Source organism: Micromonospora matsumotoense (assembly GCF_900091525.1).
GTDB classification, from domain to species: Bacteria; Actinomycetota; Actinomycetes; order Mycobacteriales; family Micromonosporaceae; genus Micromonospora; species Micromonospora matsumotoensis.
The window spans coordinates 28,568-54,805 of record NZ_FMCU01000021.1; the positions used below are offsets into that span (position 1 = coordinate 28,568).

Sequence of the window (26,238 nt, forward strand, 5' to 3'; positions counted from 1 at the left end):
GTCAGTATCCGATCCGGAAGGTGGCGTCCTGCTTGTCGGCCGTCGGCGACCCACTGGTGACCGGGTCGATGCGCAGCAGGTAGTCGTAGTGGCGCAGGTACCGGTCGGGATAGTTGTACGAGCGGAACGACGTCCACGAGGCGTCCGCGAAGCCGGCCGTCCGGTAGAACGTGGCGTCGGCCCGGAACGCGCTCGTGCCGTCGTTGGCCGCCAACCGGATCGCGTAGTTGTAGTGGCGCAGGTACCGGTCCGGATAGTTCACCGAGCGGAACGACACCCCGGCCGCGTCGGCCAGACCCGGCACCAGGGTCCAGAGCTGGTCCTGGTACGGCTCGAACGGGTACACGTCGATGCGCCCGACGTTATCGCCGTGCCGCACGTAGCGGTCCGGGAAGTTGTACGACTTCAGCCGGTTCCACGCCGGCAGCCCCCACGCGGCGGTGAGCGCGGTCAGCTCCGCCGACGTCACCGGGGCGATCCCCGGATGCTTGGAGTTCAGCGGCTGGGTGTACGACCGGTCGTTGAGCAGGCTCCACGCACCGCCGGCCACGTTGCTGGTCTGCCAGCAGAAGAACCGGCCGTTGGGGCTCCACGTGTCGCCCCACAGGTACCAGGTGTTCGCGGTGTGGGACTTGACGATCTGCGGGGCCTCGACGCCCCGGCCGGGGCTGACGGCGGCGGTGTGGATGCTGAAGCTGCCCGGGTTGAGGGTGGAGGAGCGGGTGCCGAGCAGGGTGCTGTTCGTGTTGTTCTTGAAGTACATGTAGTTGACCCCGTTGACGCTGACGAAGCTGCCGTCGATGGCGTCGTAGCCGGGGTCGAAGAACGTCTGCGGGGCGGAGGCGGTCACGAAGTCGCCGGTGTAGTTCACCATCAGCACGTTGCGGCCGCCGGTGACGGCGGAGTAGACGACCGCGTACTGCCCGCGCCCGGCGTCCCAGTATGCCTCGGGCGCCCAGGCGTGGGTGGCCAGCGAGTGCACCTTCAGCAGCCGGTAGCCGGTGAAGGTGCGCAGGTCGGTGGAGTCCCAGACGTGCAGGTACTGGCTCTGGTAGTTCCAGTCGGTGCCGTTGAGGTCGGTGGCGAGCACCACGAAACCGCCGTTCTGCTTGCGCAGGATGAACGGGTCGCGCAGGCCCCGGCTGCCCAGCGTCGGGGTGGCGACAGGGCGGTTCTGGTGCAGCGGGGTCCAGTTCAGGCCGTCGGTGCTGACGGCGAGGTGAAGGCCGTAGTTGGCGGCGGTCATGCTCGGCGACTCGGTGAAGTACGCCATGACGTAGCCGTCACCGGGGGCGGCAGCGGCGCTGGTGGGGCGGAGCAGGGTCGCTCCGGCGAGGGCGGCACCGGTGGCGGACAGCAGGGCACGACGCTTCAACGGGTCACCTCGGGGGTGGCGGGTGGCAGGGCGGCACTGACCCCCGTACGTTATCGCTAACATCGATGACGTCAAGTGTTAACACGGTCCGCGAATCCGCATCCGCTCGGACCCGGCGTCGCCGGGCCGTCACTGTGGACCTGTGGGTTGTCCCCACCCCGAACCGCCCTACGGGCCGTCCCGGGTGGTGTCGTCGACGCCCGACCGCAGTTGGGCGAAGGCCCGGTCGGCGTCGGCGACGGCCTCGGGGTGGACCTGACGGGCGGTTCGCCCGTCGGCAATCTTCTGCCAGTTGGCCCGGGCGAGCACCCGGTGGACGGCGAGCACCTGGGCCGCCCGCAGTCGCGCCTCGATGCCCGGACCGAGGGCGGCGGCCAGCACCTCCTCGTCCTCGATCAGGTAGCGCGCCAGCCGTCCCGCCAGGCTCGCCGTGGTGAACACCAACCGGTGGAACGCCACCACCTCGGGGTGGTCGTTGAGGCCGGTGACCGGGTCGTGGCGGTCGAGACCGGCCCGGAAGTGCCGGTGCAGCGCGGTCAGCGGCGTCACGCCGGCCGGACGCTCCCGCACGACCCGCGCTGACTCCCCGTGGTGATCCGCGAACCGGTGCAGCACCAGATCCTCTTTGGTGGCGAAGTACCGGAAGAGGGTCGGCTTGGAGACCTCGGCCGCCGCGGCGATGTCGTTGACCGAGACCTGGTCGAAGCCGTGCGCCAGGAACAGCGTGATCGCCACGTCGGCGATCGCGTCGTGGGTCCGCGCCTTCTTGCGGGCCCGCAGGCCGGTCGGTTCTACCACTTGGCCAAGGTAACATCCTTTACCGGGTTGCTTTTTTAACCCAGTAAGGTTTTTATGGAGCCATGTCGCTGACGGATGTCCTCGTGGTGGGTGCCGGTCCGACCGGCCTGACGCTCGCAGTTGATCTCGCCCGGCGCGGCGTCGCCGTCCGCATCGTCGACCGGGCACCGGAGTTCCCCCACGGTTCACGCGGTAAGGGACTGAGCCCGCGCAGTCTGGAGGTGCTGGACGACCTCGCGGTGATCGACCGGGTGCTGACCTCCGGGACCACCCACCTGCCGCATCGCAAATACCACGGCACAGAAGTGATCGCCGAGGTCGACCCCGAGGCCGGACAGGTGCCCACGCCCGACGTCCCGTATCCGACCGGCCTGCTGATCCCGCAGTGGCGGGTGGAGCAGATCCTGCGCGAACGGCTGGCCGACTTCGGTGTCGCCGTCGAACGGGGCACCGAACTGCACGACCTCCACCAACATGCCGACGGCGTGACCGCCAGAATCGGCGGCACCCCACTCCAGGCGCGATACCTGGTCGGCTGCGACGGCGGCCACAGCACCGTCCGTAGCGCACTCGGCCTGCGGCTGCACGGCGAGACGCCGGACCTCCCCCTGATGGCCGTCGGCGACGTCGAGGTCGACGGGCTCGGCCGCGACGCCTGGCACCAGTGGTTCACCGGCACCGGCGGAATCATGCTCTGCCCACTCCCCGGCACCAACGCCTTCCAGGTGCAGGCGTCCCCCGAACTCGACCGGGACGGCGCACCGCTGGCACCGACCCTGGAACGGTTCCAGCGGACCTTCGACCGGTTCGCCGGCGTCCCGGGGGTGCGACTGCACAATCTGGCCTGGAGCTCCACCTACCGGGTCAACGTCCGCATGGTCGACCGGCTCCGGGTGGGCCGCGTGTTCCTCGCCGGAGACGCGGCGCACGTCCACCCGATCGCCGGCGGCCTCGGCATGAACACCGGCATCCAGGACGCCTACAACCTCGGCTGGAAACTGGGCTTCGTACTCGCCGGCAACGCCACCTCACGCCTGCTCGACACGTACGAGGAGGAACGGCTGCCGATTGCGGCCCGGCTACTCGACATCACCTCGCAACGGCTCGCCACCGTCCTCGACGCCATCAGGGAGAAGGGGGGCGGCGTGAACGCCGTCGCCACGCCCGAACTCACCCAACTCTCGCTGCGGTACCCGTGGAGCCGGCTGTCCCCGCAGAGCACCGGCCGACGCACCGGGCCCCGACCGGGCGACCGGGCACCGGACGCACCGCTACACGACGCCACCGGCGCGCCGACGCGCCTCTTCGACCTCTTCCGTGGACCGCACTTCACCCTGCTCGGCCTGGGCGAGCGCGGCACCGGGGCGCTCGCCGACGTCGCGCCCGGCATCGTCCGGTCGTACCCGGTCGGACCGGGCGGCCTCCTGGACCACGACGGGCACGTGACGGCCGGGTACGGCACCGACGCCCTGGTCCTGGTCCGCCCGGACGGCTATCTCGGGCTGGTCACCGACCCCACGGACACGGCAGGAGTGGCCGGGTACCTCCGCTGCCTGTAGGGCCGCCGGCCTCGCTCAGAACGCGGCGCCCAGGTGCAGCCGGTTGCCGTCGGCGTCGGTCAACTCCAGCCGGTCGACGTCGAGGTCGGCGGCCACCGCGCCGTCGAGCACGTCGAAGACGGCGATCTCCAGCCTGATGTCCGCCTCCCGGCACATGCGCTTGGTGAGGCCCAGGCCGGACACCAGGACGGTTCCCTCGTCCACCGCCGCCCCGCCGTCGAGCCAGTTGCAGGCCAGCCCGCCGGTCACCGCGCCACCGTGGAACACCAGGTGCGCGTGCACACCCGCCGGGACCGGTGCCGTCCCCGGCCGGGAGGTCGACTCCACCAGCCAGTACGTCTGCGCCAGCGGCCGGTCGGCTTCCGGTACGGCGGCCAGCCGGATCTGCGTGCCGTCGATCCACAGCAGCAGTTCGTCGCCGGTCCGGGCCCACTGCGGGCCGGCCCCGAGGAACTGCCCCCACCAGGTGTCCTGGGCCCGCTGCTCGGGGCTGTACGACAGGTCGGTGGTGCGTTGGCCGGTGACGACCAGGCGGGCGTCCCCGGTGTCGACCCGGCCGGAGACGAGGTTCCCACCGGCCTGGGCGCGCAGGCTCCCGTCGGTGATCCGCAGCCGGATCACCGTGCCCGGCAGCAGCGGGCGAGGCTGGCCGCCCTGGGTCACCGCCACCGACTGGAACGTGCGGTCCTCCTCGAACCCGGGTTCCGTGCCGGGAAGCACCGCGGTGCCGACCGCCAGCACCGCCAAGACAATGGAATTCGTCAATGTATTCATGACCCCATGATGACTCGGGCCATCCCCTACCGCCGAGTGACGCCGCGACGGCGGCCGCCCGCGGGCGACCCCGACACCCACCCCGACCCGACCGACCCGGTCCGGTCGAGCACCGACGCGGAGAGCGCATTCCGCACGTCGACCGGCGGGGCACCGGCGATCCGGCGCTTCGTGGACATCGCATGTGATACGGATTGCGTTCGTAATCATCGACTAGTGCATCCGGCCTGCCCGTCGATGGAGGCGAGCCAGGAGTCGTCGATCGATGAGTGATGGCACCGACCGGACACGCGGGCTCCACGGGGTCGGGCCGATCCGGTCGACCGGGCCGGTCGGTCTCGCTCCCGTGCCGTGCCCGACCGCTCAGCGGCGCAGGGCGCGACACAGGTTGCCGCCGAACACGTCGGCCGCCTCGGCGGCGGAGAGCCCGTCCAGCCCGACCGGGTGCAGGGTCTGCGCGAACGACACGTGGTCGAGGCTGGGGGCGAAGTCCGAACCCCAGTAGAGCCGCCGCGCGCCGAAGCGGTGCAGCAGCAGGTCGACGAAGGGTCGGGCGGCGGCGTGCGGGTAGCCGTCGGCGGGGTCGCTGACGGCGTACAGGCCGGAGACCTTGACCCCGACGTGCGGCAGCCGGGCCAGGTCGGTCAGCGGGGCGAGCCGATCGGCGGCGACCTGCGGGCCCGGGACGGTCGACTGCCGGCCCGGCAGCCCGAGGTGGCTGAACAGCACCGGGCACCCGTCGAGGGTGGCGAGGGCCCGGCCGAGCCGCCCGGCCGCCTCGGGCGCGGCGTTGAGGCTGAGCACCGTCGCCGCGTCGTTGAGCGCCCCGGCGACCAGCGCCAGCCAGCCGGCGAACGCGTCCGCCGAGGCCGGGTCCGGCAGGTACGCCGCGATGCCGACGAACCCCGCCGCCCGGAACCGGTCCAGTCCGGCCCGGTCGACGCCGGTGACCGGAACGTAGGCCAGCGGGGCGATCCAGTCGTGCGCGGCCGCGAGCCGGGCCAGGTGCCGGTTGTTGCCGGTGAACTCCGGCCCGCCCTCGTAGCCGACCACCAGCGCCCGCGCGATGCCGTGTTCGCGGCGCAACGTCCGGTAGACGGCGAGTTCGTCACCCCCGGCCGGTGACCTTCCGTAACGACCGGGATAACCGTCGGCGAACAGGTGCAGGTGGGCGTCGGCGCGTTCCATGGCCGGACCCTAACCGATTCTGAGCTGCCCATTGACGCGGGAGGACCCCTCGCTTAGGTTCTTGTCTCAATTAGGTCCGGATTATCGGACGTAGGCGAGGAGTGGACCGCGTGGTGCAGGCACACGAGGATGTTGACGATCTGGTACGGCTGCGCCGGCAGCTCCACCAGCACCCCGAGCTGCGGTTCACTGAAGAGCAGACCGCCGCCACCCTTGCCGAACGGCTCACTCCCCTCGCCCGGGTGCGCCCCGGTGTCGCCGGCACCGGCCTGCTCGCGGAGATCGAAGGACGTACCAACGGACCCTCGGTGCTGCTTCGGGCCGATATGGACGCCTATCCGGTGCAGGACGCCAAGCAGGTGCCCTGGGCGTCCGGCAACCCGGGCGTCTGCCACGCCTGCGGACACGACGTGCACATGACCGTGATGGCCGGCGTCGTGGCCCGGCTCGCGGCCGACCCGCCCGCCCGGGGCTCGGTGACCGTGCTGTTCCAGCCGGCCGAGGAGATCCCGTTCGGCGCGGCCTCCGGCGCCGCCGCGGTGCTCGCCGACGAAGCCCTACGCGACCGGCGCTTCGACGCCGTCCTCGGCCTGCACTGCTGGCCCGACCTGCCGGTCGGGACGGTCGGCGTGGACCGGGTGACTGCGATGGCGGCCAAGGACGCCTTCCGGTTCGAGGTGTTCGGCCGGGCCGCGCACGCCGCCACCCCGGCCCTGGGCCGCGACGCCATCCTCGGCCTCGCCGGCATCGTCAACCTGCTGCACGCCGGGGTGGCCCGCTCCCGCAACCCGCACGAGCTGGTGGCCTTCAACATCGGCACGATCGCCGGCGGGGCCAGCCAGAGCCAGGTCGCCGAGCGGGCCGAGGCGACCGGCACGCTGCGCACCCACGACGAGGCCACCCGCGCCCGGCTCAAGGAGGTCATCGAGCGGATCGCCCGGCAACAGGCCGCCGCGCTCGACCTCGGCCTGCGGTTCACCTGGGCCAACGAGATGCCCCCGGTCCGCAACGCGGCAGCCCTGGTGGCGCTCGCCCGCACCGAACTGCCCGGGGTGGTCGAGCTGGCCGACCTGACCGAGCCCCCACTGACCACTGACGACTTCGCGCTGCTCGCCGCGCTGGGCCCCAGCCTGTACGTCAAGCTCGGCGTCACCGGCGAACGGGGCGGCGCACCGCTGCACTCCGGCGCCTTCGACGTCGACGAACGCTGCCTCGGCGTCGGGGTGGCCGCCCTGGAACGGCTCACCCGGGCGGTGCTCGACGGCCGACTGACCGCCCCCGACGGTCACGGGGACGCCGGGGCCGGCCGGCCCGGCACGGGTGACCGGGCCGACGCCGTCGAGGCGGTCGGAGCATGAGCCGCCCGTCGGTCGCCGTGATCGGGGCCGGGGCGTTCGGGGTCCGGCACCTGGCCGCGTACCGGTCGCTCGGCGTGCCGGTGCGCGCCCTGGTCGAGCCGGACGCCGCGACCCGCGCCCGGGTGGCCGCCGAGTACCAGGTGCCGCAGGCGTACGCCGACGTGGCCGACCTGCTCGCCGACGCGACGCCGGACGCCGCCTCGGTCTGCGTGCCCGGCCCGGCGCACCGGGCGGTGGCCGTCGCGCTGCTCGACGCCGGGGTGCCGGTGCTGGTGGAGAAGCCGCTCGCCACCACAGTCGCCGACGCCGCCGCCATCGTCGCCACCGCCGAGCGCACCGGGGTGCTCTGCCAGCCGGGGCACCTCCTGCGGCACAGTCCACCGCACCGGGCCCTGCACGACGCGATCCGCGCCGGACGGCTCGGCGACGTGCTCGCCGTGTCGTCCCGCCGTGACCGGCCCCGCACCCTGAGCCGGCTCTTCCCGCGCGAACACCCCGCGCTGCTCACCGCCGTACACGACATCGACCTGGCCCTCTGGTATGCCGGAGCGCCAGTGGTCGAGGTCCGCGCGGCGGCCCGGACCCGACCCGGATCGGCCACCCCGGTCCTGGTGTGGGCGGAGCTGCGACACGCAAACGACGTGGTGTCGTCGATCCGCAACAGCTATCTGCTTCCCGAGAGCACCCCCCACCACACCTCGGACCTGGTCGAGGTGTACGGCACCGACGGGGTCGCGCACGTCGACCTCGGCCACCCCACGCTGCTCGTCCAGCGCGAGCCGACCGAGGCGCCGGACTGGCTGTTGTCCCCCGCCGACGGCGGCGGCGCGCTCGCCGCCGAACTGCGGCACTTCCTCGGCCGGATCGACGGCACCGCGCCGACGGCGGTCGTCCCGCTCGCCGACGGACTGCACGTGGTGCAGGTCGCCGAGGCCGTGGTCGACAGCGCCGCCACCGGCGGCGCGGTCCGCCGACTCCCCTGAGCCCCCCACTTGTGACAGGAGCTAACCGATGTTTCGACGGAGATTGGCCGGCGTCCTCGCCGCCGGCATGGCCGCCGCCGCCCTACTGACCGCATGCGGTGGCGACGACGCCGCCGACGGCCCGGTCACCCTCAAGGTGCTGACCTGGGAGCCGGGCGGCGTCGAGTACTGGAAGCAGGTCAAGACCAGCTTCGAGGCCGGCCACCAGGGCATCAAGCTGGAGATGCAGTCCGTCCCGTTCGACAAGTACCCCGAGGTGCAGGGCCCGTACATCACCTCGCAGTCGGGGCCGGACGTGATGGCCAACAACGCCGGGCTGGAGCTGTTCGACAGGCGTGGGGCGTACGTCCCGCTGGGCGACAAGGCCGCCGAGATCACCAAGGACCTGGTCACCTACAGCGGGGCCTGTGAGGGCTTCGACACCGGCAAGCCGTGCTACGGGGTGCCCTTCTCCTACCAGGGCAACGTCCTGTACTACAACAAGGCCGTCCTGACCGCCGCCGGGTTGGACCCGGAGCAGCCCCCGGCCACCTGGGACGAGTTCGGGGCCGCCTGCGAGGCGGTGAAGAAGGCCGGCAAGACCTGCCTGGCGCTCGGCCTGTCCGGCACCTTCCCCGCCTACTGGGACTTCCCGGAGATCGCCCGCAACTACCTCAGCGAGGACGACATCCGGGCGCTGCTCGCCGGCACGCTGTCCTGGAAGGACCCGAAGCTGGTGGCGGTGCTGGGCAAGCTGGCCGAGATCACCACCAAGGGCTGGGCCAACAAGAACGCCCCGTCGATCACCATGCTCCCCGACGGCGCGGACATCTTCCAGCGCGGCGACGCCGCGTTCGCCGGCACCATCATCTCCGACGCGGTGAACTGGGAGGCGTTCGGCAAGGCCCTCGGCGACGACAAGCTCGGCGTCACCCGGTGGCCGACGATCAACCCGGCCGCGCCGCTCGCAGGCAAGTTCTCCGGCATCGAGGGCGCGGTCTACGGGGTCACCCAGTGGAGTGAGAAGAAGCAGGCCGGTCTGGAGTTCATCAGCTGGCTCGCCGGCAAGGAGAACGGCGAACTCTGGGTGAAGTACGGCAAGGGCCAGCCGCTGAACAAGACCGTCGACAAGGCGCTGCTGCCGTCGTCGCCGGCCTTCCTCAAGATCCAGGAACTGGTCGCCCAGCCGACCCTGCACGCCGGGGTGATGCTCTCCGGCCCGGAGGCCGACGCCCTGGCCCGGGGTTGGCAGCAGGTCACACTCGGCCAGCTCAGCGTGGACAAGTGGGCCGACCAGATGCAACAGGCGCTGGAGCGCAGTCCCACCAAGAAGCAGGGCAAGTAGCCGCCCCGGGCGGGGCGACGTGACGTCGCCCCGCCCGGCCGACCCGGGGGAGGAACCCTGATGACCATCTCCACCGCGCCGGTGTCGGACCCGGTGGGCACCGACGCCCCGCCCGCGCCGGCCCGCCGGCCGCCCCGCCCCGGGCGGGCCCGGGAGTGGTGGCTCGGTGCCGCGCTGGTGCTCCCCGCCCTGGTCCTGGCCGTGCTGTTCAAGCTGGTGCCGCTGGTACGGGGGGTGCTCACCAGCTTCGAGTCGTCCAGCGGGTTCGGTGGCAGCGAGTTCGCCGGGGCGGACAACTACACCCGGATGTTCGACGACCCGATGGTGCTCACCAGCTTCCGCAACGCGCTGCTGGTGGTGGCCACCCTGCCGGTGTGGATCGTGCTCCCGCTGATCCTGGCGCTGCTGATCCACCAGCGGTCGCCGGGGTGGAAGTTCTTCCGGGCGGTCTACTTCGTGCCGTACACCATCGCGCCGATCGTGGTCGGCATCATGTTCCGGCAGATCCTCGCCCCCGACGGGCCGTTGAACGCCCTGCTGCGCTTCGTCGGGCTGGACCCGTTGGCGCTGGAATGGCTCAATGGCCGCTACAGCGCGTTGTTCTCGCTGGTGGCGGTCGCCCTGTGGAGCTTCTTCGGGCTCGGGGTGATGACCTACCTCGCCGGCCTGGCCACCATCCCGGAGGAGAACCTGGAGGCGGCCTACCTGGACGGGGCCGGGTTCTTCCGGCGGCTGTGGTCGGTGGTCGTGCCGATGCTGCGCCCGACGGTGGCGTACTGGAGCGTGCTCTGCGCCTCCGGCGTGCTGATCTGGCTGTTCCCGCTGATCTACGCGCTGACCCAGGGCGGCCCGGGGGACGCCACCATGCTCCCCGAGTACCTGGTCTTCCTCACCACCTTCCAGTTCCTGGACCGCGGCTACGGCTCGGCCATCGGCATCGCCCTGTTCGTCTTCGTCGCCGTGCTGTCGATCTTCAGCGTCCGGCACATGTTCACCGAGGGGACCCGGAAGCCGCGATGAACCCGCGCCACTTCGCCCGGACCGGGCGCTACCTGTTGACGTTCGCGTTGGTCGTCGTCGCCGTCGCGGCGATCTACCCGCTGCTGTTCACCGTGGTCAGCTCGGTGAAGACCCAGTCCGGTTTCGCCGACGACCCGCTGGGCCTGCCGGCCGGGATCACCCTGGAGAACTACCTGGAGGCGTTCCGCCGGATGGACATGCCCCGGCTGCTGCTCAACTCGCTGATCACCACGCTCGGCGGGCTGGTGCTGTCGGTGCTCGCCGCCCTGCTGGTCGCGTACGCGGTGACCAAGCTGCGGTTCCGGGGCGGGAAGGCCGTCTTCCTGCTGATCATCGTGACGCTGACCATCCCCAGCCAGGCGATCATCTACCCGCTCTACCAGACGGTGCTGGACCTGGGCATGTCCGGCCAGTACCAGGGCCTGATCCTGGCGTACGCGGCGTTCGGGCTGCCGTTGGGCACCTACCAGCTCGCCGGCTACTTCCAGCAGGTGCCCGACGAGCTGATCGAGGCGGCCCGGGTCGACGGCGCGGGGCACCTGACCATCCTGTTCCGGCTGCTCGCTCCGATCGCCACCCCGGCCATCGCGGCGCTGGCCATCTTCAACTTCGTCTGGATGTGGAACGACCTGCTGCTGCCACTGGTCATCATGGGCGGCTCGGACAGCAAGACGCTGATGGTCGGCGTCTCCCTGCTCAGCGGCCAGTACGACGTGTCGGTGCCGCTGGTCAGCGCCGGTCTGATCGTGGCGCTGCTGCCGGTGCTGATCGTCTACCTGGTCTTCCAGCGGCAACTCGTCTCCGGCGCGCTCGCCGGCTCCGGCAAGTGACGACCGGTCGGGCCCCACGGGAGGGTCGGTGAGCGGGGCGGCCGGGCCGGGCGTGCAGGTGTGCCACCTCTACCGGCTGCGCCCCGGCGCGGAGGCCGAGTACGAGCGGCGGCACGCCCGGGTGTGGCCGGAGCTGTCCGTGCTGCTCGACGAGGCGGGCATCTACGACTACCACATCTACCGGCACGACCTGCTGCTGATCTGTGTGCTGCGGACCCGCAGGGGTGTCGCCGACTCCCGCGCGGTCACCGCCGCCTCGCCGGTGCAGGCCCGCTGGACGGCGTCGCTGGCGGGCCTGTTCGCCGAGATCGCCGACGCCGACGGCGAGCCGCTGTGGGCGTACCCGGTGTTCCACCATCCGGGGCAGCCGCCGCCGTGACGGGGGCGACCATGCCGCGACGGCCCGGTGGGGAGGTCCCCACCGGGCCGTCGCGGTGCCCGCCGTCAGACCGCGTACGCCACCGATCCGTCGGCACGCAGCGGGATGCGGGTCACCGGCCGGCCGGTCAGGTCCAGCGGCCGGGTGTCGGTGAGGTCGAGGGTCACGCCCAGGCCCGGCTCCTGCGGCACCGGCAGGAACCCGCCCTCCCGTCGGACGCAGGCCCGCGCCGGGCCGTCGGCGAGCTGGTCGTCCAACGGCGAGTACTCCTGGGTGACGAAGTTCGGGATGACCGTGTCGAGTTGCACCGAGGCCATGGTGAGCAGCGGGCCCAGGCAGTTGTGGGTGACCACGGCCGCGTGGTACGCCTCGGCCAGCGCGGCGATCTTCCGGGCGTGGCTGAGCCCGCCGGCCAGCCCGACGTCGGGCCGGACGTACTGGGCGCCGGCCTGCGCCAGCAGCTCCTTGAACTCCCAGATGGTGTGCAGCCGTTCCCCGTTGGCCATCGGCACCTGCGGCGCCCGCCGCCCCACCTCGGCCTGGCTGCTCACGCTGTCGATCTGGATCGGGTCCTCGACCAGCAGCGGCAGGTGCCGGGCCAGCGCCGGCACCACCGCCTGCGCCTGCAACGGGGTGAGCTTGCGGTGCAGCTCGATCAGCAGGTCGACGTCCGGGCCGACGGCGTCGCGGACGGCGGCCGTGGTGGCCTCCGTCTCGGCCACCAGCCGGGCCTGGGACAGGTCGCCGTGATCCGCCGGCAGCGGGTCGAACTTCACCGCGGTGAAGCCGTCCGCCGCCGCGGCGGCGGCCTGATCGGCGAGGGGCTGGGCACCGGTGCCCGGCAGCAGCAGGTGCAGCCGGATCCGGTCACGCACCCGGCCGCCGAGCAGCTGCCACACCGGCACCCCGAGCCGCTTGCCCAGCAGGTCCCACAGCGCCAGGTCGACGGCCGAGACGGCGGCGGAGAGCACCGAGCCCCGGAAGGGACCCATCCGGTAGAGGTGGTGCCAGTGGTGTTCGATCCGGTTCGGGTCGGCCCCGAGCAGGTACGGCCGGAAGGTCTCCACCACGGCGTGCACCGCGCCGGGGTAGCCCCAGCAGGCGGACTGGCCCACCCCGGTCGACCCGTCGGACGTGCGTAGCTGGACGAAGTGCGCGTCCCCGCGCACGACCGACTCCACCTCGGCGATCTCCATGCCGACTCCCCCAAATTAGAGACCAATAACGGCCACAAACTTGCTTGTGCACTCTTCCATAGCCTTGGACTGCTGGTCTAGGCTCCTCAACCAACGAGCCGGAATAGGGCTCAATTATCTCTGGGGGTGTGATGGGGCAGCTCGACGACTATCGGCTGATGGCCCGGATCCGCCGGTTCGAGGAGCGGCTGACCGCCCTCAAGGACGCTGGCGAGATCCCGGGCTCGATCCACCTGTGCAACGGCCAGGAGGCCGTCCCGGTCGGCGCGTGCCGGGCACTGCGCGACGGCGACCACGTCACCGCCACCTACCGGGGTCACGGCTGGGCGATCGCCCGGGGGGTCGACCTGACCGGCCTGTTCGCCGAGATGATGGGACGCGACTCGGCGCTCTGCGGCGGACGCGCGGCCTCGCCGTACCTGTCCGACCCGGGGCGCTGGTTCGTCGGCGAGAACTCCATCGTGGGCGCCGGGGTGCCGATCGCCACCGGTGCGGCGCTCACCGCACAGCGCACCGGCAGCGGGGCGGTGTCGGTGGTGACCATCGGCGACGGCGCGATGAACCAGGGCAACGTGCACGAGGCGCTCAACCTGGCCGCCGTGCTCGACCTCCCCCTGGTGCTGGTGGTGGAGAACAACGTCTACTCCGAGATGTCCCGGATCTCCGACATGGTGCGCGTGCGGCAACTCGCCGAGCGGGCCGCCGGCTACGGCCTGCCCGGCCGGGTGGTCGACGGCAACGACCCCGACGCCGTCGCCGAGGCGGTCACCGAGGCCGTGGACCGGGCCCGGGAGGGCTCCGGGCCGTCCATCGTGGAGGCGATGACCGAACGGCTCGTCGGCCACTACAGCGGCGACGCGCAGCACTACCGCCCGACCGGCGAGATCGCCGCCGCCCGGGAACGCGAACCGCTGGCCCGCATCCGCCGGGCCGCCGACGCCGACCTGACCGCCCGGCTCGATGCCATCGACGCCGAGGTGTCCGCCGAAATCGAGACCGCCGTCACCGCCGCCCGCGCCGTGCCGTACCCGGACCCGGCGACCGCCGAGGAGCACGTCTATGTCTGAGTCGCTGCGCTACATCCAGGCCGTCAACGCCGCCCTCACCTGGGCCCTGGACAGCCGGACCGACACCATCTACTTCGGCGAGGACGTCGCACTGCCCGGTGGGCCGTTCGGCGCGACCAAGGGGCTGCACAAGCGGTTCGGCTCCGAGCGGATCTTCGACACCCCGATCTCCGAGACCGGCTTCCTCGGCATGGCCCTCGGCGCGGCGATGACCGGGCTGCGGCCGATCGCCGAGATCATGTACGCCGACTTCTCGTTCGTCGCGATGGACCAGATCGTCAACCAGATCGCCACCGTCCACTACTCCAGCGCCGGGCGGTGGAAGGCCCCGCTGGTGATCCGGATGCAGCAGGGCTACTCCCCCGGGGCGTGCGCCCAGCACTCGCACTCGCCGGAGGCGTACTTCGCGCACACCCCCGGGCTGCGGGTCGCGCTGCCGGCCACCCCGGACGACGCGTACCAGATGCTGCGGACCGCCGTGGTCAGCGACGATCCGGTGGTGGTCGCCGAGGCCCGGATGCTCTATCCGACCCGGGGCCCGGTGCGCACCGACGCGCCGGTCGAGCCCGTCGGCGGGGCCCGGGTGGTCCGACCCGGCGCCGACGTCACCGTGGTGGCCTGGTCCCGGATGGTGTCGGCGGCCCTCGACGCCGCCGGCACCCTGGCCGAGGAGGGCGTCGACGTCGAGGTAGTCGATCTGCGCTGGCTCAACCCGCTCGACTTCGACACCGTCGCCGCGTCGATCGCCCGCACCGGCCGGCTGGTCGTCGCGCACGAGGCGAACCTGACCGGCGGGTTCGGCGCGGAGATCGCCGCCCGGGCCGCCGCCGAGTGCTTCGCCGACCTGCGCGCCCCGATCGCCCGGGTGGCCACCCCGGACGTGCCGATGCCCGCCGCACCTGCCCTCCAGGCGGTGGTGGTGCCCGAAGCGGCCACCGTCGCCGAGGCCGTCCGCCGGACGGTCCGGGCGTGAACGACACGGTCCCGCCCACCGGTGCCGGCGACGCAGTCCCGCCCGCCGCTGCCGGCGACGCAGTCCCGCCCACCGGTGCCGGCGGAGGCGACGCAAGCACGCCGGCCGGTGCGGGCCAGCACGGCGGGACCCCGCCGGCCGGCACCGGCGGCGGCGCGCCCGCCGGTCTGCTCGCCGGCCGGCGGGTGGTCGTCGTCGGAGGCGCGTCCGGCATCGGCCGGGCCGCCGTCGCCGCCGCCGCGGCCGCCGGCGCGGCGGTCGCCGTGCTCGACGCCGACACCGCCGGCGCGGACTCCGCCGCCGCCCAGGCCCGCGCCGCCGGGGCGTGGGCCTGGGCCCGGGGCGTGGACGTCACCGTCGAGGCCGAGGTCGCCGGGGCGCTCGACGCCGCCGCCGCCGACCTGGGCGGGATCGACGCGGTGCTGCACGTCGCGGGGGTGATGCGCGGTCAGGGCCTGGACGTGCGGGACGTGCCGGTCGCGCTCTGGGCTCAGGTGATCGCCGTCAACCTCACCGGGCCCTTCCTGGTCGCCAAGCACGCCGCCCGGCACCTGCGCCCCGACGGTGGGGTGCTCGTGCTGGTCGGGTCGAAGGCGGGCGTGCAGACCGGCTCCGGCTCGGTACCCTACGGCGCGAGCAAGGGAGGGTTGCACGGTCTGGCGCTCACCCTGGCCCGCCAGCTCGGTCCACAGGGGATCCGGGTGCACGCGCTCTGCCCCGGCGACATCGACACACCGCTGATGCGACGGTCGCTGGACGAGGCGCGGGCCAACGGCACGGGCGGTGACCGGATCGCCGCCGTCGAGGCCACGCTGGGTCGCCCCGAGGACGTCGCCTCGGTGCTGGTCCTGCTGGCGTCGCCGGCCAGCGCCGGCCTCGCCGGCACGGTCTGGACCGGCTGAGCACCCCACCCACCAGGGCAGCGGCACACCACGTGGAGGCATTGTGATCGGCATCATCGGCCCGGAGGACTCGGTCCGGCTCGTCCGGGAGGTGGCGGCCGGGGAGGGCCGCGCGGAGGCGGTCACCACCCGCGCGTACACCCGCCCGGAGCAGGCTCCCGACCTGGCCCGCGAGCTGGACGAGATGTGCCAGGTGCTGCTGTTCACCGGGCGCATCCCCTACGCCTTCGCCAACGCCACCGGGGAGTTGCGGGCGGAGATCGACTTCGTCCCGCACGCCGGCATCGACCTCTACCGGACGCTGTCGCGGATGCTGCTGGCCACCGGCGGACGGCTGCCCCGGGTCAGCGTCGACACCATCGAGGCGGAGATCGTCCGGGAGACCTACCACGACATCGAGGTCGACCCGCCCACCGAGATCCTGCCCATCGCCGACTCGTCCGGGCTGCTCTTCGCCGGCCTCGACGAGATCACCGCCTACCACCGGGAGCGGTACGCCTCCGGCGCGGTCGAGGCGTGCCTGACCTGTCTCGGCGCGGTGCACCGGGACCTCGCCGACAGCGGGGTGCCGGTGTGGCGTGTCGAGCACACCCGCGCCTCCGTCCGCGACGCGCTGCGTCGGGCCTGGCTCGCCGCCGAGGTACGCCAGTCCCGGGCGACCCAGATCGCGGTCATGATGGTCGACCTGGGTACGCCGACGAACCGGGCGCAGGACCCTTACCAGGCCGAACGGCAGCGGCTCCGGGTCCGCGAGGCGCTGCTGGAACACGCCGAGCGGATGCGCGGCCGGCTGGCCACCGTCGACGACCGGACCATGCTGATCACCACCACCCGGGGCACCGTGGAGAGTGCGCTGGCCCGGCACCGCGACGGGCACGCCTCCCTGCTCACCCTGCGCGGCGTCGATGTCGCGCACGCCGTCGGCTTCGGTGCCGGCACCACCATCGCCGCCGCCGAGGACAACGCCCGCAAGGCCCTGGCGCTGGGCCGGCACAGCGGCGACACCCACGTGGTGTTCCCCGACGGGGAGGTCCACTCCAGCCGGCAGACCGCCGTGCGTCCCCGGCTGCGCGAGACCGACCCGGGGATGCTGCGCGTCTCCGAGCAGCTACGGATCGGGCCGCTGTCCACCCGGCGGCTGCTGGAGGCGCTGCACCAGATGGACCCGGACCAGATCACCGCCCGGGGTCTCGCCGACGCGTACGGGGTGGAGGCCCGCTCGGCCCGCCGGTTGCTCAACGCGTTGCGCGCGGCCGGCTTCGCGGAGGAGGTCGGGGTGCACGTCAGCACCGGCGCGGGCCGCCCGCAGACCGTCTACCGGGTCGCCATGCAGCGACTGCTCGGTGCGATCGGGGTCGACGCGTGACGCCCGCCGGAGCGGCCCGGCCCCACGGGCCCGACGGCGACCCGGGCGGGGAGCTGCGCTTCACCCCGACCTACCTGGTCACCGCCACCCTCGCCGCCGACGCCGCCGACCGGCGGAAACCGCACCGGGCCGCACACCTGGCGCACATGCGCGCCCTGCTCGTCGATGGCGTCGCCCTCGTCGTCGGGGCGCGCGCCGACCTGCGCGCCTCGGTGCTGGTGCTGCGGGCCGCCGACGCGCCCGCCGCCCGCGCCCACCTCGAACAGGATCCCTACTGGCGGCACGGGGTGTGGACCGCGATCGACGTGGTCGACTTCCTCGCCGCCACCGCACCGACCCCCGGGAGGTCATGATGTCGTCACTCCGCCAGATTTCCGGTGTACGGGTGCTCGGGGACACGCACGCCCCGTTCGCCGCCGGCCTGCTCCGCGAGGCGTGGGGCGAGGGTGGCCCCGACGCGGTGCCGGTGCGGTTCACCGTCGACCCGGCGCTGCCCGAGGGCGGCCACCGCGTCGAGGTGCCGGAGCAGGGCGAGATCCGGCTCACCGGCGACCCGTTCGCCGGCCTGGTCTACGCCGCCCGTGCCCTGGTCGCCGCCGCCACCCCCGACGGGCTGCCGGTGGGCACCACGGTGAGCGCCCCCGGGCTGCCGCTGCGCACCCTGTGGACCTGGGACCACTCCACCAACTGGGACACCCGGCAGCTCGGACAGCAGGAGATCGGGGCGCTCAACCCGTACGCGAAGTCCGCCGACGCGTTCGGCGCCGACTACCGCCGGCTGGTCGACTTCTGCAGCCGGGAACGGATCGGCGGCATCGTCGTCTACGGGCTGCTGCGCGACGCCCACGGCGGCATCGAGGCGGCCCGCGACCTGTGCGACTACGCCAACGCGCGCGGGGTGCGGATCATCGCCGGGGTGGGGATCAACGCCTACGGCGGCATCTACTTCGACGGGCGGCACCGGTACAACCTGGCCACCTGGCTGCGGCAACGCCCCGACCTCGCCGCCGAACTGCCGAGGAAGGTCGGCTTCGACATCGACGAGTTCGGTGACCTGCACTTCCCGGCCAGCGAGTACATGATGGCCGCCTGCCCGTCCCAGCCGGACAACCTGGCCTGGCACCGCGACGCCATCGACTGGCTGCTCGACACCCTGCCGGTCGGCGGGATCAACTTCGAGACCGGCGACTACGGCAGTTGCGCCTGCGCCCGGTGCGCCAACCGGACCGGCGGCGAGCGCACCTCCTGGTCGTACGAGGCGATGCGGTCGGTCTATCCGACGCTGCTGGAGACCGCCCGGCGGCCCGGCCCGGCCGGGGTGCCGCTGCGCCACCTCGTCGAGGTGTACTGGGACAACATCTTCGACCTCGACGCCCAGCAGCCCCTGGCCGACCTGCCCGACGACGTGGCCTACCAGTACTGCGTGAACCGCGGCTTCTGGTACGACCAGCGGGACCGGTTGACCGCGGCGCACGTCGAGCGGCTCCCGCACACCACGAACGTGCTGCGCACCCACGCCGGATCGCAGTGGAACCGGCAGCGCCACTCCTGGGTCCCCGAGCTGTACGCCGACCTGGCCACCCGGTCCGGGGCGGCCGGGATGCGGGGCCTGACCATCTTCGCCGAGCCGTCCGATTACCACCCGACCAACGAGATCAGCTACCTGGCGTACGCCCGGTTCTCCTGGGACCCGGAGCTGGCCTGGGCCGACTTCTGGCGCGACGAGGTCGCCCCCCGGTTCGGCGGCGCGGCCGAGGCGGAGGCGTTCCGCGACGGCGCAGCCCTGCTCGACGACCCGGCGGCGACCGGTGCGACGCTCGCCGCCGTGTCCGCCGACTCTCTCGCCATGGTCGCGGCCACCGGCGGCGAGGTGCAGCGCCGGTGGTTGTGGCTCGCCGAGCGGGCCTCGCGCTTCGGCTACGCGGCCGGCTGACGCCGGTCCGGCCCACCGCCGGTGGGCCGGACCGGGCGGCTGTCAGTCCTCGATCCACCCGTGCGAACGGGCGAACTGCGTGAGGTGCTGCCGGATCTGGCTGATCTGGGCGCCGGTGAGCGTCGGCACCTGCTCGACGAGAAGGTCCGTGATGTTGGACCGGAAGGTGAAGGAGGTCAGGACGTCGCACTCCTCGTCGTCGCCCCGGTCGGTCACCGGCAGCCGGGTCACGGTCGTCGCACCGGACACCGCCGGCCGGGACGCGACCGGCGCACCGGGGTTGAGCAGGCGCGCGTAGAGCGCCTTGACCCCGCGGTTGCCCTCCACCGACTCGAACTCCACCCGCATGCCGGGTGCCACCGACGGCCGCTGGTCGCCGAAGTCGTTCGCGTGCACGAAGACGTCCTCACCACCGCCCTCCGGGCTGATGAAGCCGTACCCCTTCACGTCGTCGAAGCTGAGAATCGTACCGACCGCCACCGCGACCACCACCCCACAGAACAGGAACCACCAGAACAGGAGAACGACCGGAACGGACACCGCCGCAAGGGGCACCGCCATCGGCGCGACACCCATGGTAAGCGACGGGCGGACCGGAGCCCCACGGGGCGCGCAGCCGCCCGATGACGCCACCGGTCAGTCGATGACCTCGCAGATGCCGTCCGCCGGCAACACCGCGGTCAGCTGTCGCCCGGCGCGGGCACGGGCACGGGCACGGCCCGATCCGGCAGGTATTCCCGACCCCACGCCCCGAGGGGCTTGAGCGCGTGATTGAGTGCCTGGCCCCGGTCGGTCAGCGAGTATTCCACCCGCATCGGCAGATCCTCGGAGGCCTCCCGGCGGACGATGCCGTCGGCCTCAAGTTCGCGCAGGTGTTGGAACAACACCTTCTCGCTCACTCCGATGAGCCTTCTCAGCTCACCGAACCGTCTGTGGCTGTCGCTGAGGGCCCACAGGATGACGACCTTCCACTTACCGCTGATCACCTCGATCGCGGCGTCCAGACCGCAATGTGTCGGCCGCACCCTGACACTCAGTTCATTCACTCCTGACCGGCCGGCGGCACTCTTCCCGTGAGTTCCGGTATACCGCAGAGCTTAGCGCGCGAGGGTCACGCGGTCGCACTGTGTTGCGGAGGAATTGACAACACGTGACAGCTCCTCCGTACGGTTCACCCTGCCGCACCGCCCAGCAGCGCCTGCTCGTCCTGGCCACGCAGGACGACGCAGCGCACCTTCCGCGCGAGCCGGAGCCGTTCGATGTCGGCGTCGGCGAGGTCGAGGGACGGCTCGAAGCGCAGCGTGTCCGCCGCGCTCGCGGTGGGGAACGTGCGGACCCGGTGCACGTGCAGCAGGTAGCCCGAGATGACGTGGCCCCGCATGCCGTTGGCGGAGACACCGGCGATCCCCGGTGCGGCGGCGTGGGACTGGTCGGTGAACTCCAACCCCAGCATCAGCCCTCGGCCCCGGACCTCGCCGACCGCCCCGGAGAAGCGACGACGCAGGTCGTGGAAGATCTCGGCCAGTTTCTCGCCCTTCTGCTTGCCGTGGAAGGAGCCCTCCCACGCGATGAACACCGGCGGTCGCGCGGCGGCCTCGGCGTTGTCGCGACGCAGTCCGGACAGGACGGTGAGCAGGTCACCGTCGGCCCCGGGGGCGCCGCTACCGTTCCCGCCGCCTGGGCGGACACCTCCGCGATGCCGGCCTCCACCTCCTCCAGCAGGGAGCACACCCGCAACACCCGGTCGAACTACGCGTGCGTGAGCGCCACCTCGATCGACTCGGTACCGCTGTGGGAGAAGATGGCGAAGTACCGCTCGTCGGTGCCGAACTCACGGCTGACGATGTCGTTGAGACGGGCTGCGATCCCGTCGACCGCCGGCTGCCGGCTGCCTGGACGAGCACCGGACGGCGCTCGTCCAGGAAGGCCACGGCGGTGTCGAGGAGCGCCGGATGGTTGTGGCCGAGCACCAGGGCACCGTAGCCGCCGGCATAGTCCACCACCGTCTCCGGCGTGCTGTCGGGGCCGACGTAGTGCAGGGTGTCGCCCTCGGCCCGGGCGTATTCGACATTGATGCCGAGCATGTTAAGAAATTCCTGCATCGCGGGCTCGGCGAGGGTCTGCTCTGGTGTCACGGAATGCATGCCGGTTCCGGTCCTGTCGTCAGTCGGGCACCTGGACGGCTGCCGTTCTCGCAACCGCAAACAGGTTAACGCCACCCGACGGGCCGGCCGTCAATAGGCGGTAACGTGCCGGTAGCCTGCGACCACCCGGTGGCCGGTCTCCGGGATTACCATTCGATGCCCCCGTGCGCCCGGCTGGTTAACGTGAGCCCACAGGCGCGTTGTCCGATCCGCACCGGGTCTGGGGGCGGCCCAGTTCGAGACGCTGCCGCACCGGCCGGGGCCGGCCTCCGGCGCGCCCCTCATTTCGGGCACCCTAGCCTGGCTGGAATGCCGATTGTTCGAGGCGCACGATTCCGGCGACCACACCATCTTCGTCGGTTCGGTGATCGGCGCGGAAATCGGCCACGACGGCGCTGGTCTGCTGTTCTTCGGTGGCGCCTTCCACCGCATCGGCACCGGTTCAGCGGCAGTGTCGACCGCCAACCGGCCACATACTTTGCAGTAAGTACTTGAGGGGTCCACACGCCGGCGTCTAGGCTCCAAAAGTGATTTCGGCGATGGCACGTGCTTTCTGCGTGGCCAGCACCGATAGTCTTTTTGCCTTATCAGGAGCACAGAGGAGAGTGGCACTGGTGTCCGAAGAAAATCGCGTGCCCGTATCGGTGATCGGCCTCGGAATGATGGGGGCGGCACTGGCGGGCGCATATCTCAGGGCCGGCCACCGCACGACGGTGTGGAACCGCTCCGCCGGCAAGGCGGGCGCCCTTGTCGAGCAGGGCGCGAGCCGCGCGGGCACGATCGCCGACGCGGTCGCCGCGAGCGACGTCCTGGTGGCCTGCGTGGTCGACTACCAGACCCTGCACGAGATCCTCGAGCCGGTGAAGGAGTCGCTGAACGGCAAGGTCATCGTCAACCTCACCTCCGGCGTGCCGGAGGACGCCCGGGGCGCCGCGCAGTGGGCGCAGTCCCTGGGTGCGAAGTACCTCGACGGCTACATCATGACGGTGCCGCCAGCCGTCGGGCTCTCCCAGACCCTGCTGTTCTACGGCGGCTCGAAGGAGGTCTTCGACACGTACGAGTCGACCCTGAAGGTCCTCGGCGGCAACAGCATCTTCCTGAGCGAGGACCCGGGCGTCGCCGGCCTGTACGACCTCGCGCTGCTCGGCATCCTGTGGTCGTCGCTGGCCGGCGCGCTGCACGGCTTCGCCATGCTCGCCAGCGAGGGCATCCCGGCGGCGGCGCTGACCCCGTTCGCCGAGTCCTGGATCACCCACGTGGTGCGGCCCAGCATCAAGGGTGCCGCCCAGCAGGTCGACGCGGGCCAGTACGCGACCGACATCTCCACCGTGGGGCTGAACGCGGTCGGTCTGGCCAAGATGGTGGAGGCCAGCAAGGGCCAGGGAATCCGGCCGGACGTCATGATCCCGATCCGGGACATCCTCCAGGAGCGGGCCACCAGCGGGCACGGCGACGAGGCGCTGGCCAGCATGATCGAGGTCATCAAGAAGCCCTGATCCGGGCCGCTGCACGATCGCCACCGATGCGCTGCGCCCCGGGCCGCGGGGACGTTCCACCTGGCCAACCAGAGTGCCGTCACGTTCGGGGACATGGTGGACGAGTCGCGGCCGGCCGGCTGCCGGCTGACCGACCGCGATCCGCCCAGCGGTGACCCGGGCGCGGTTCCGCCGGCACGTCGAGTTCTTCGTCGCTCGCGGGTACCTTCCCGTCGCCCCGGTCGGTGCGCGCCGGGGACGCCGCCGGTAGCCGGGGACGCGCGGTCGCCGGGGCGACCGCGCGTCGGGGCGGCGGCGACGGGCTAGCGGATGGTGAAGGTCAGCGGGTTGGAGATGCCGACACCGCCGTGGGAGTCGTGGACCCGCACGGTGAAGGTGGACGACGTGCCGGCGGACAGCGGCAGCTGGAACTGGTAGCGCTGTCCGCTGTTGGTCGGTGTCACGGCCAGCTTGGTCGCGCCGAGATACAGCTCCACCCGGCTGACAGGGTCCCCCGGGTCGGTGTCGGTGACGTCGGCGACCAGCGTGACCGTCGTGGGTTCGAGGAAGTACGTCTGCCCACCGGGGGTGCTCAGCGCCGCCGCCGGCGGGTGGTTGGTGCCGGTGGACGGTGGGGTGACCACAGTGACCAGCAGCGGCGGGGCACCGCCGGACAGCGATTGGTCGGTGCCGGCCGAGGCGTACAGCAGGTAGGTGGTGCTGGTCCCGGGAGCGCCGGTCGGGGGTGTCCACTGTGCTTCGAACCGGTCGCCGGTCGTCCGCACTCCCTGGGCCAGCGTGACGCCGTCCACCCGGAACGACACCGAGGTGATGTAGTGGCCGCCACCCACGGTCGCGGTCACCGCGAGCGGGACGGGGCCCGGCGCGGTGTACACCGCGCCGACGGCCGGACTGACCCAGTGGACGATCGCCGGGTAGTCGGCGACCGGCGGCGAGGTGGTCGGCCCGGTCGGTGTCCTGCTGGGCAGGACCCCGCCGGTGCAGGCGACGCCGTTGAGCGTGAACGACGCCGGCACGGGGTTGCTGCCGAACCAGGCACCGACGAAACCGATGTTCACGGAGCCGTTGGTGCCCAGGGTCGCGTTCCAGCCCAGGTTGGTCGCGCTGACCTGCTGGCCGGACTGGGCCCAGGTGGCGCTCCAGGTCTGGGCGATCTGCTGGTCGACGGCGGGGAACGCGAACCGCAGCGTCCAGCCGTTGACCGGCTCGCCCACGTTGGTGACCGCGACGTCGGCATGGAAGCCGCCGGTCCACTGGCTGGTGACGACGTAGTCCACCCGGCACCCGGCGGCCGCGTTCGCCGCACTGGCGTGCGAGACCGCGGCCATCATCGCGACCATGGCAACAACGACGGCGAACACCGCCGTCAGCGACTTCCGCATGGCACCCCTCGCCTATAAATCGTTAATCATCGATACGCATGACGACTGTCCTGCCGTTCGGCCTTAGTGTCAAGGCACACCCGGCAGTCCTGCCGCCGGCAGGACATCAGCGCATTCACGCATCAACCGGCTGCGGCGGAAGGGCCGGCGACGACCCCCCGGAGGTAGCGCAGACCGTCCGTGGCGAGACGGTCCTGCGACGGTGCCAACGGACGCCAGATCGCCGCGGCGGTGGCGATGGTCTCGTTCTCCGCCGTGAACGACTCGATGCAGACCGCACCCCGGTAGCCGGTCTGCCCCAGCACGGCGAAGAAACGCGGCCAGTCGAAGTGGTCCGCCCCGGGAGAGCCCCGGTGCGTCCCACTGACCTGGACGTGCTTGATGTGCCGGCCGGCGGCGGCGAGGGCCGCGTACGGATCGGACTCCTCGATGTTCATGTGGTAGGTGTCGATCATGATGCCGACGCTCGACGGCAGTCCGTCGATCAGCTCGACGGTCTGCCCGACGGTGTTGACGACGCTGGTCTCGTAGCGGTTCAACGCCTCGACACCGATGCTCACGCCACACTCACCGGCCTGCTCGGCCACCGGCGTCAGCGCTCGCCGGAACTCCGCGTAGCAGGCCGCCCGCGCCGCCGGCGACATCCGCCAGGTGCGGCCGACCGAGGCGTACACCGGGCCGCCGACACAGGGAGCGCCGACGGCCGCCGCGGCCGCCACGCACCCCCTGAGGTACGCGACGGTCGACTCCACGACGGCCGGGGCGGCGTTCACCAGGTCCCGGCCCGGCGGGGTGACCGCGCAGACGCCGGCCGCGACGAGGCCGTGCGCGGCCAGCAGGTCCCGGGTGCGCACCGGGTCCCAGTCGCCCGGCTGCTCGATCGGCAACTCGACCGCGTCGAAGCCGAACGAGGCGATCCGGGGGATCAGCTCGGCGAGGGCGTCGTCGTCGACCGGCGACGCCCACACCCAGGGGTTCACGCCGATGGCATACACCGGGACTACTTCCAGCGCTGCGGGTAACCGGGCAGGTCGGTGCAGCCGCACATCGCGTAGTGCAGCGGCGGCATGGCCGGGTCGAGGTACCGGTCCAGGTTGTCCTGGGTGATGGTCGGCTGGGGCAGCTTCCACGGGCTGGACACCTGCTGGCCGTCGAGGATCCGCAGCGCCGCGATGATCGGCGTACGCCACTGGTAGGTCGGGTAGGTCGGCGCGATCGCGGTGAGGTTCTTGTCCTTCCAGACCTTCAGGAAGTCGAGCTGGTCCTCGCCGTTGATCGGCGGCACCGGCTTGCCCGCGTCCTGGAACGCCTCGACCGCCGCGACGGCGACCGCGCCGGCGTCCATCCAGACGCCGTCGATGGTGCCGTACCGCTGGATGTAGTCGTCGACGATCTTCTTGGTCTTGGCCGGGTCACCATCGGTGAACTCCACCCCCACCACGTCGACCTTGGCCTTGTCGAACGCCACCTTCGCGGCCGACCAGCGGGTCTCCAGCACGTCGACCCCGGGCAGGATGCGCAGGGCGAGGACCTTGCCGCCGGGCTTCATCTTCTGGCTGACGAACTCGGCGCCGGCGTGACCGAAGCCGTACCCACCGATGGGGTTGATGAAGGTCACCGGGCACTTGGTGTTGACCCCACGGTCGAAGACGACCACCGGCAGCCCGGCCTGGCAGGCCGCCTCGACGGCCGGGGTGAGCGTGGCGGTGGTGTTCGGCGAGACGATCAGCGCGTCACAGCCCTTACCGAGCAGGTCGTTGATGTCCGCGATCTGCTTCTGGTCCTTGCCCTCGGCGTCGACGTGCACGAACTCCTTGATGCGGCTCTTCTGTGCCTCGACCTCGGCCTGCATCGTCTTGAACCCGACCTGCCGCCACGGGTTGTTCAGCGCCGCGTTCGAGAAGCAGATCTTGTGCGGACCGGCCTTCTTGAACTTCGCCGTGTCCACCATGGTGGGGTTGAGCATCTGCTCCCACGGCTTGTCCGCCGGCCCGGTCGGGGTCGCGCCGAGCAACGCCAACTCGGCGTCGTAGTCGGCCTGCACGAAGAACTTCGACTGTTCCCCGGTCCCCGACCCGGCGGCGGAGGAGGAGGAACCGCCCGAGGGGCCCGCGCCCGGTTCGTCGGTGGCGCAGGCGGTGAGGGACAGCAGGGTGACAGCGGCCAGCGCCGCCATGGAACGTCGCACTAT

General features: G+C 71.9%; 26 protein-coding genes. 15 read left to right on the plus strand and 11 right to left on the minus strand.

Going from position 1 to position 26,238, the window contains the following annotated elements; genetic code table 11:
• Position 1: 1 nt before the first annotated feature.
• Together GA0070216_RS36265 and GA0070216_RS28510 are read right to left on the minus strand one after the other, a co-directional pair.
• Positions 2-1,375 carry a glycoside hydrolase family 43 protein gene (locus GA0070216_RS36265; RefSeq protein WP_281190473.1) on the minus strand — a complete coding sequence of 458 codons (1,374 nt, stop codon included), beginning with the start codon at positions 1,373-1,375 and terminating at the stop codon, positions 2-4.
• 168 nt (positions 1,376-1,543) lie between these two features.
• Positions 1,544-2,173 carry a TetR family transcriptional regulator gene (locus tag GA0070216_RS28510; RefSeq protein WP_091252517.1) on the minus strand — a complete coding sequence of 210 codons (630 nt, stop codon included), beginning with the start codon at positions 2,171-2,173 and terminating at the stop codon, positions 1,544-1,546.
• 62 nt (positions 2,174-2,235) lie between these two features.
• Between GA0070216_RS28510 and GA0070216_RS28515 the strand changes: the two genes are divergently transcribed.
• The gene (locus GA0070216_RS28515) at positions 2,236-3,732 is read left to right on the plus strand and encodes an FAD-dependent oxidoreductase (RefSeq protein ID WP_091252520.1); all 1,497 of its coding nucleotides are present in this window, start codon (positions 2,236-2,238) and stop codon (positions 3,730-3,732) included.
• 15 nt (positions 3,733-3,747) lie between these two features.
• Here GA0070216_RS28515 and GA0070216_RS28520 read toward each other — a convergent pair whose 3' ends face one another.
• Positions 3,748-4,506, minus strand: coding sequence for an META domain-containing protein (locus GA0070216_RS28520; protein WP_176739185.1), 759 nt, complete (start codon positions 4,504-4,506; stop codon positions 3,748-3,750).
• Between the two features lie 363 nt (positions 4,507-4,869).
• Positions 4,870-5,694: an amidohydrolase family protein gene (locus GA0070216_RS28525; protein WP_091252525.1), complete on the minus strand. Its 825-nt coding sequence runs from the start codon at positions 5,692-5,694 to the stop codon at positions 4,870-4,872.
• A 110-nt stretch (positions 5,695-5,804) separates the two neighbouring features.
• Between GA0070216_RS28525 and GA0070216_RS28530 the strand changes: the two genes are divergently transcribed.
• The 6 genes from GA0070216_RS28530 to GA0070216_RS28555 are packed head-to-tail and all read left to right on the plus strand — an operon-like array spanning position 5,805 to position 11,588.
• A complete protein-coding gene (locus GA0070216_RS28530) occupies positions 5,805-7,052 on the plus strand; it encodes a M20 metallopeptidase family protein (protein ID WP_176739186.1) in 1,248 nt (415 codons plus the stop codon).
• Positions 7,049-8,035, plus strand: a complete 987-nt coding sequence (locus GA0070216_RS28535) for a Gfo/Idh/MocA family protein (RefSeq protein WP_091252530.1) — start codon at positions 7,049-7,051, stop codon at positions 8,033-8,035. The genes GA0070216_RS28530 and GA0070216_RS28535 overlap by 4 nt, the downstream gene beginning before the upstream one ends.
• A gap of 28 nt (positions 8,036-8,063) precedes the next feature.
• The gene (locus GA0070216_RS28540) at positions 8,064-9,359 is read left to right on the plus strand and encodes an ABC transporter substrate-binding protein (protein WP_245722785.1); all 1,296 of its coding nucleotides are present in this window, start codon (positions 8,064-8,066) and stop codon (positions 9,357-9,359) included.
• A gap of 60 nt (positions 9,360-9,419) precedes the next feature.
• On the plus strand, positions 9,420-10,379 hold the full coding sequence (locus GA0070216_RS28545; protein ID WP_091252532.1) for a carbohydrate ABC transporter permease: 960 nt from the start codon (positions 9,420-9,422) through the stop codon (positions 10,377-10,379).
• Positions 10,376-11,209, plus strand: a complete 834-nt coding sequence (locus GA0070216_RS28550) for a carbohydrate ABC transporter permease (protein WP_091252535.1) — start codon at positions 10,376-10,378, stop codon at positions 11,207-11,209. The genes GA0070216_RS28545 and GA0070216_RS28550 overlap by 4 nt, the downstream gene beginning before the upstream one ends.
• Before the next feature lie 28 nt (positions 11,210-11,237).
• Positions 11,238-11,588, plus strand: coding sequence for an L-rhamnose mutarotase (locus GA0070216_RS28555; protein ID WP_141723225.1), 351 nt, complete (start codon positions 11,238-11,240; stop codon positions 11,586-11,588).
• A gap of 65 nt (positions 11,589-11,653) precedes the next feature.
• On the opposite strand, the gene GA0070216_RS28560 is transcribed toward GA0070216_RS28555, so the two are convergent.
• Positions 11,654-12,784, minus strand: coding sequence for a mandelate racemase/muconate lactonizing enzyme family protein (locus GA0070216_RS28560; RefSeq protein ID WP_091252537.1), 1,131 nt, complete (start codon positions 12,782-12,784; stop codon positions 11,654-11,656).
• 131 nt (positions 12,785-12,915) lie between these two features.
• Here GA0070216_RS28560 and GA0070216_RS28565 point away from each other — a divergent pair, with 131 nt between their 5' ends.
• From GA0070216_RS28565 to GA0070216_RS28590, 6 genes are read left to right on the plus strand one after another with little or no spacing between them, the layout of a single operon-like run.
• Positions 12,916-13,851, plus strand: a complete 936-nt coding sequence (locus GA0070216_RS28565; protein ID WP_091252539.1) for a thiamine pyrophosphate-dependent dehydrogenase E1 component subunit alpha — start codon at positions 12,916-12,918, stop codon at positions 13,849-13,851.
• Complete coding sequence (locus tag GA0070216_RS28570) at positions 13,844-14,824, plus strand: alpha-ketoacid dehydrogenase subunit beta (protein WP_091252543.1); 981 nt, start codon at positions 13,844-13,846, stop codon at positions 14,822-14,824. Before GA0070216_RS28565 ends, GA0070216_RS28570 begins: the two co-directional genes overlap by 8 nt.
• Positions 14,821-15,726: an SDR family NAD(P)-dependent oxidoreductase gene (locus GA0070216_RS28575; RefSeq protein WP_091252544.1), complete on the plus strand. Its 906-nt coding sequence runs from the start codon at positions 14,821-14,823 to the stop codon at positions 15,724-15,726. The genes GA0070216_RS28570 and GA0070216_RS28575 overlap by 4 nt, the downstream gene beginning before the upstream one ends.
• Positions 15,727-15,769: 43 nt before the next feature.
• Positions 15,770-17,092: a helix-turn-helix domain-containing protein gene (locus GA0070216_RS28580; RefSeq protein ID WP_091252546.1), complete on the plus strand. Its 1,323-nt coding sequence runs from the start codon at positions 15,770-15,772 to the stop codon at positions 17,090-17,092.
• Positions 17,089-17,445, plus strand: coding sequence for a YciI family protein (locus tag GA0070216_RS34815; protein WP_091252549.1), 357 nt, complete (start codon positions 17,089-17,091; stop codon positions 17,443-17,445). The genes GA0070216_RS28580 and GA0070216_RS34815 overlap by 4 nt, the downstream gene beginning before the upstream one ends.
• Positions 17,445-19,025 carry a hypothetical protein gene (locus tag GA0070216_RS28590; protein WP_091252551.1) on the plus strand — a complete coding sequence of 527 codons (1,581 nt, stop codon included), beginning with the start codon at positions 17,445-17,447 and terminating at the stop codon, positions 19,023-19,025. Before GA0070216_RS34815 ends, GA0070216_RS28590 begins: the two co-directional genes overlap by 1 nt.
• A gap of 42 nt (positions 19,026-19,067) precedes the next feature.
• On the opposite strand, the gene GA0070216_RS36270 is transcribed toward GA0070216_RS28590, so the two are convergent.
• The 3 genes from GA0070216_RS36270 to GA0070216_RS28605 all read right to left on the minus strand — a co-directional run bounded on the left by GA0070216_RS36270 (position 19,068) and on the right by GA0070216_RS28605 (position 20,601).
• Complete coding sequence (locus GA0070216_RS36270) at positions 19,068-19,505, minus strand: cold shock domain-containing protein (RefSeq protein ID WP_091252665.1); 438 nt, start codon at positions 19,503-19,505, stop codon at positions 19,068-19,070.
• Between the two features lie 200 nt (positions 19,506-19,705).
• Positions 19,706-20,050, minus strand: coding sequence for a winged helix-turn-helix transcriptional regulator (locus tag GA0070216_RS28600; RefSeq protein WP_245722786.1), 345 nt, complete (start codon positions 20,048-20,050; stop codon positions 19,706-19,708).
• Positions 20,051-20,196: 146 nt separating this feature from the next.
• Complete coding sequence (locus GA0070216_RS28605; protein WP_091252552.1) at positions 20,197-20,601, minus strand: PLP-dependent aminotransferase family protein; 405 nt, start codon at positions 20,599-20,601, stop codon at positions 20,197-20,199.
• Positions 20,602-21,389: 788 nt separating this feature from the next.
• On the opposite strand from GA0070216_RS28605, the gene GA0070216_RS28610 reads away from it, so the two are divergent.
• Both GA0070216_RS28610 and GA0070216_RS28615 read left to right on the plus strand, forming a co-directional pair.
• On the plus strand, positions 21,390-21,656 hold the full coding sequence (locus GA0070216_RS28610; protein ID WP_091252554.1) for a flavin reductase: 267 nt from the start codon (positions 21,390-21,392) through the stop codon (positions 21,654-21,656).
• A gap of 145 nt (positions 21,657-21,801) precedes the next feature.
• Positions 21,802-22,665, plus strand: a complete 864-nt coding sequence (locus tag GA0070216_RS28615; RefSeq protein ID WP_218108302.1) for an NAD(P)-dependent oxidoreductase — start codon at positions 21,802-21,804, stop codon at positions 22,663-22,665.
• A 302-nt stretch (positions 22,666-22,967) separates the two neighbouring features.
• Here GA0070216_RS28615 and GA0070216_RS28620 read toward each other — a convergent pair whose 3' ends face one another.
• The 3 genes from GA0070216_RS28620 to GA0070216_RS28630 form a co-directional block, all read right to left on the minus strand.
• Positions 22,968-24,047: a cellulose binding domain-containing protein gene (locus tag GA0070216_RS28620; protein WP_091252556.1), complete on the minus strand. Its 1,080-nt coding sequence runs from the start codon at positions 24,045-24,047 to the stop codon at positions 22,968-22,970.
• A 122-nt stretch (positions 24,048-24,169) separates the two neighbouring features.
• Positions 24,170-25,027 (minus strand): sugar phosphate isomerase/epimerase family protein, encoded by an 858-nt coding sequence (locus GA0070216_RS28625; RefSeq protein WP_245722787.1) that lies wholly within the window; start codon positions 25,025-25,027, stop codon positions 24,170-24,172.
• Between the two features lie 20 nt (positions 25,028-25,047).
• Positions 25,048-26,235 (minus strand): substrate-binding domain-containing protein, encoded by a 1,188-nt coding sequence (locus GA0070216_RS28630; RefSeq protein WP_245722788.1) that lies wholly within the window; start codon positions 26,233-26,235, stop codon positions 25,048-25,050.
• Between the last annotated feature and the right edge of the window lie 3 nt (positions 26,236-26,238).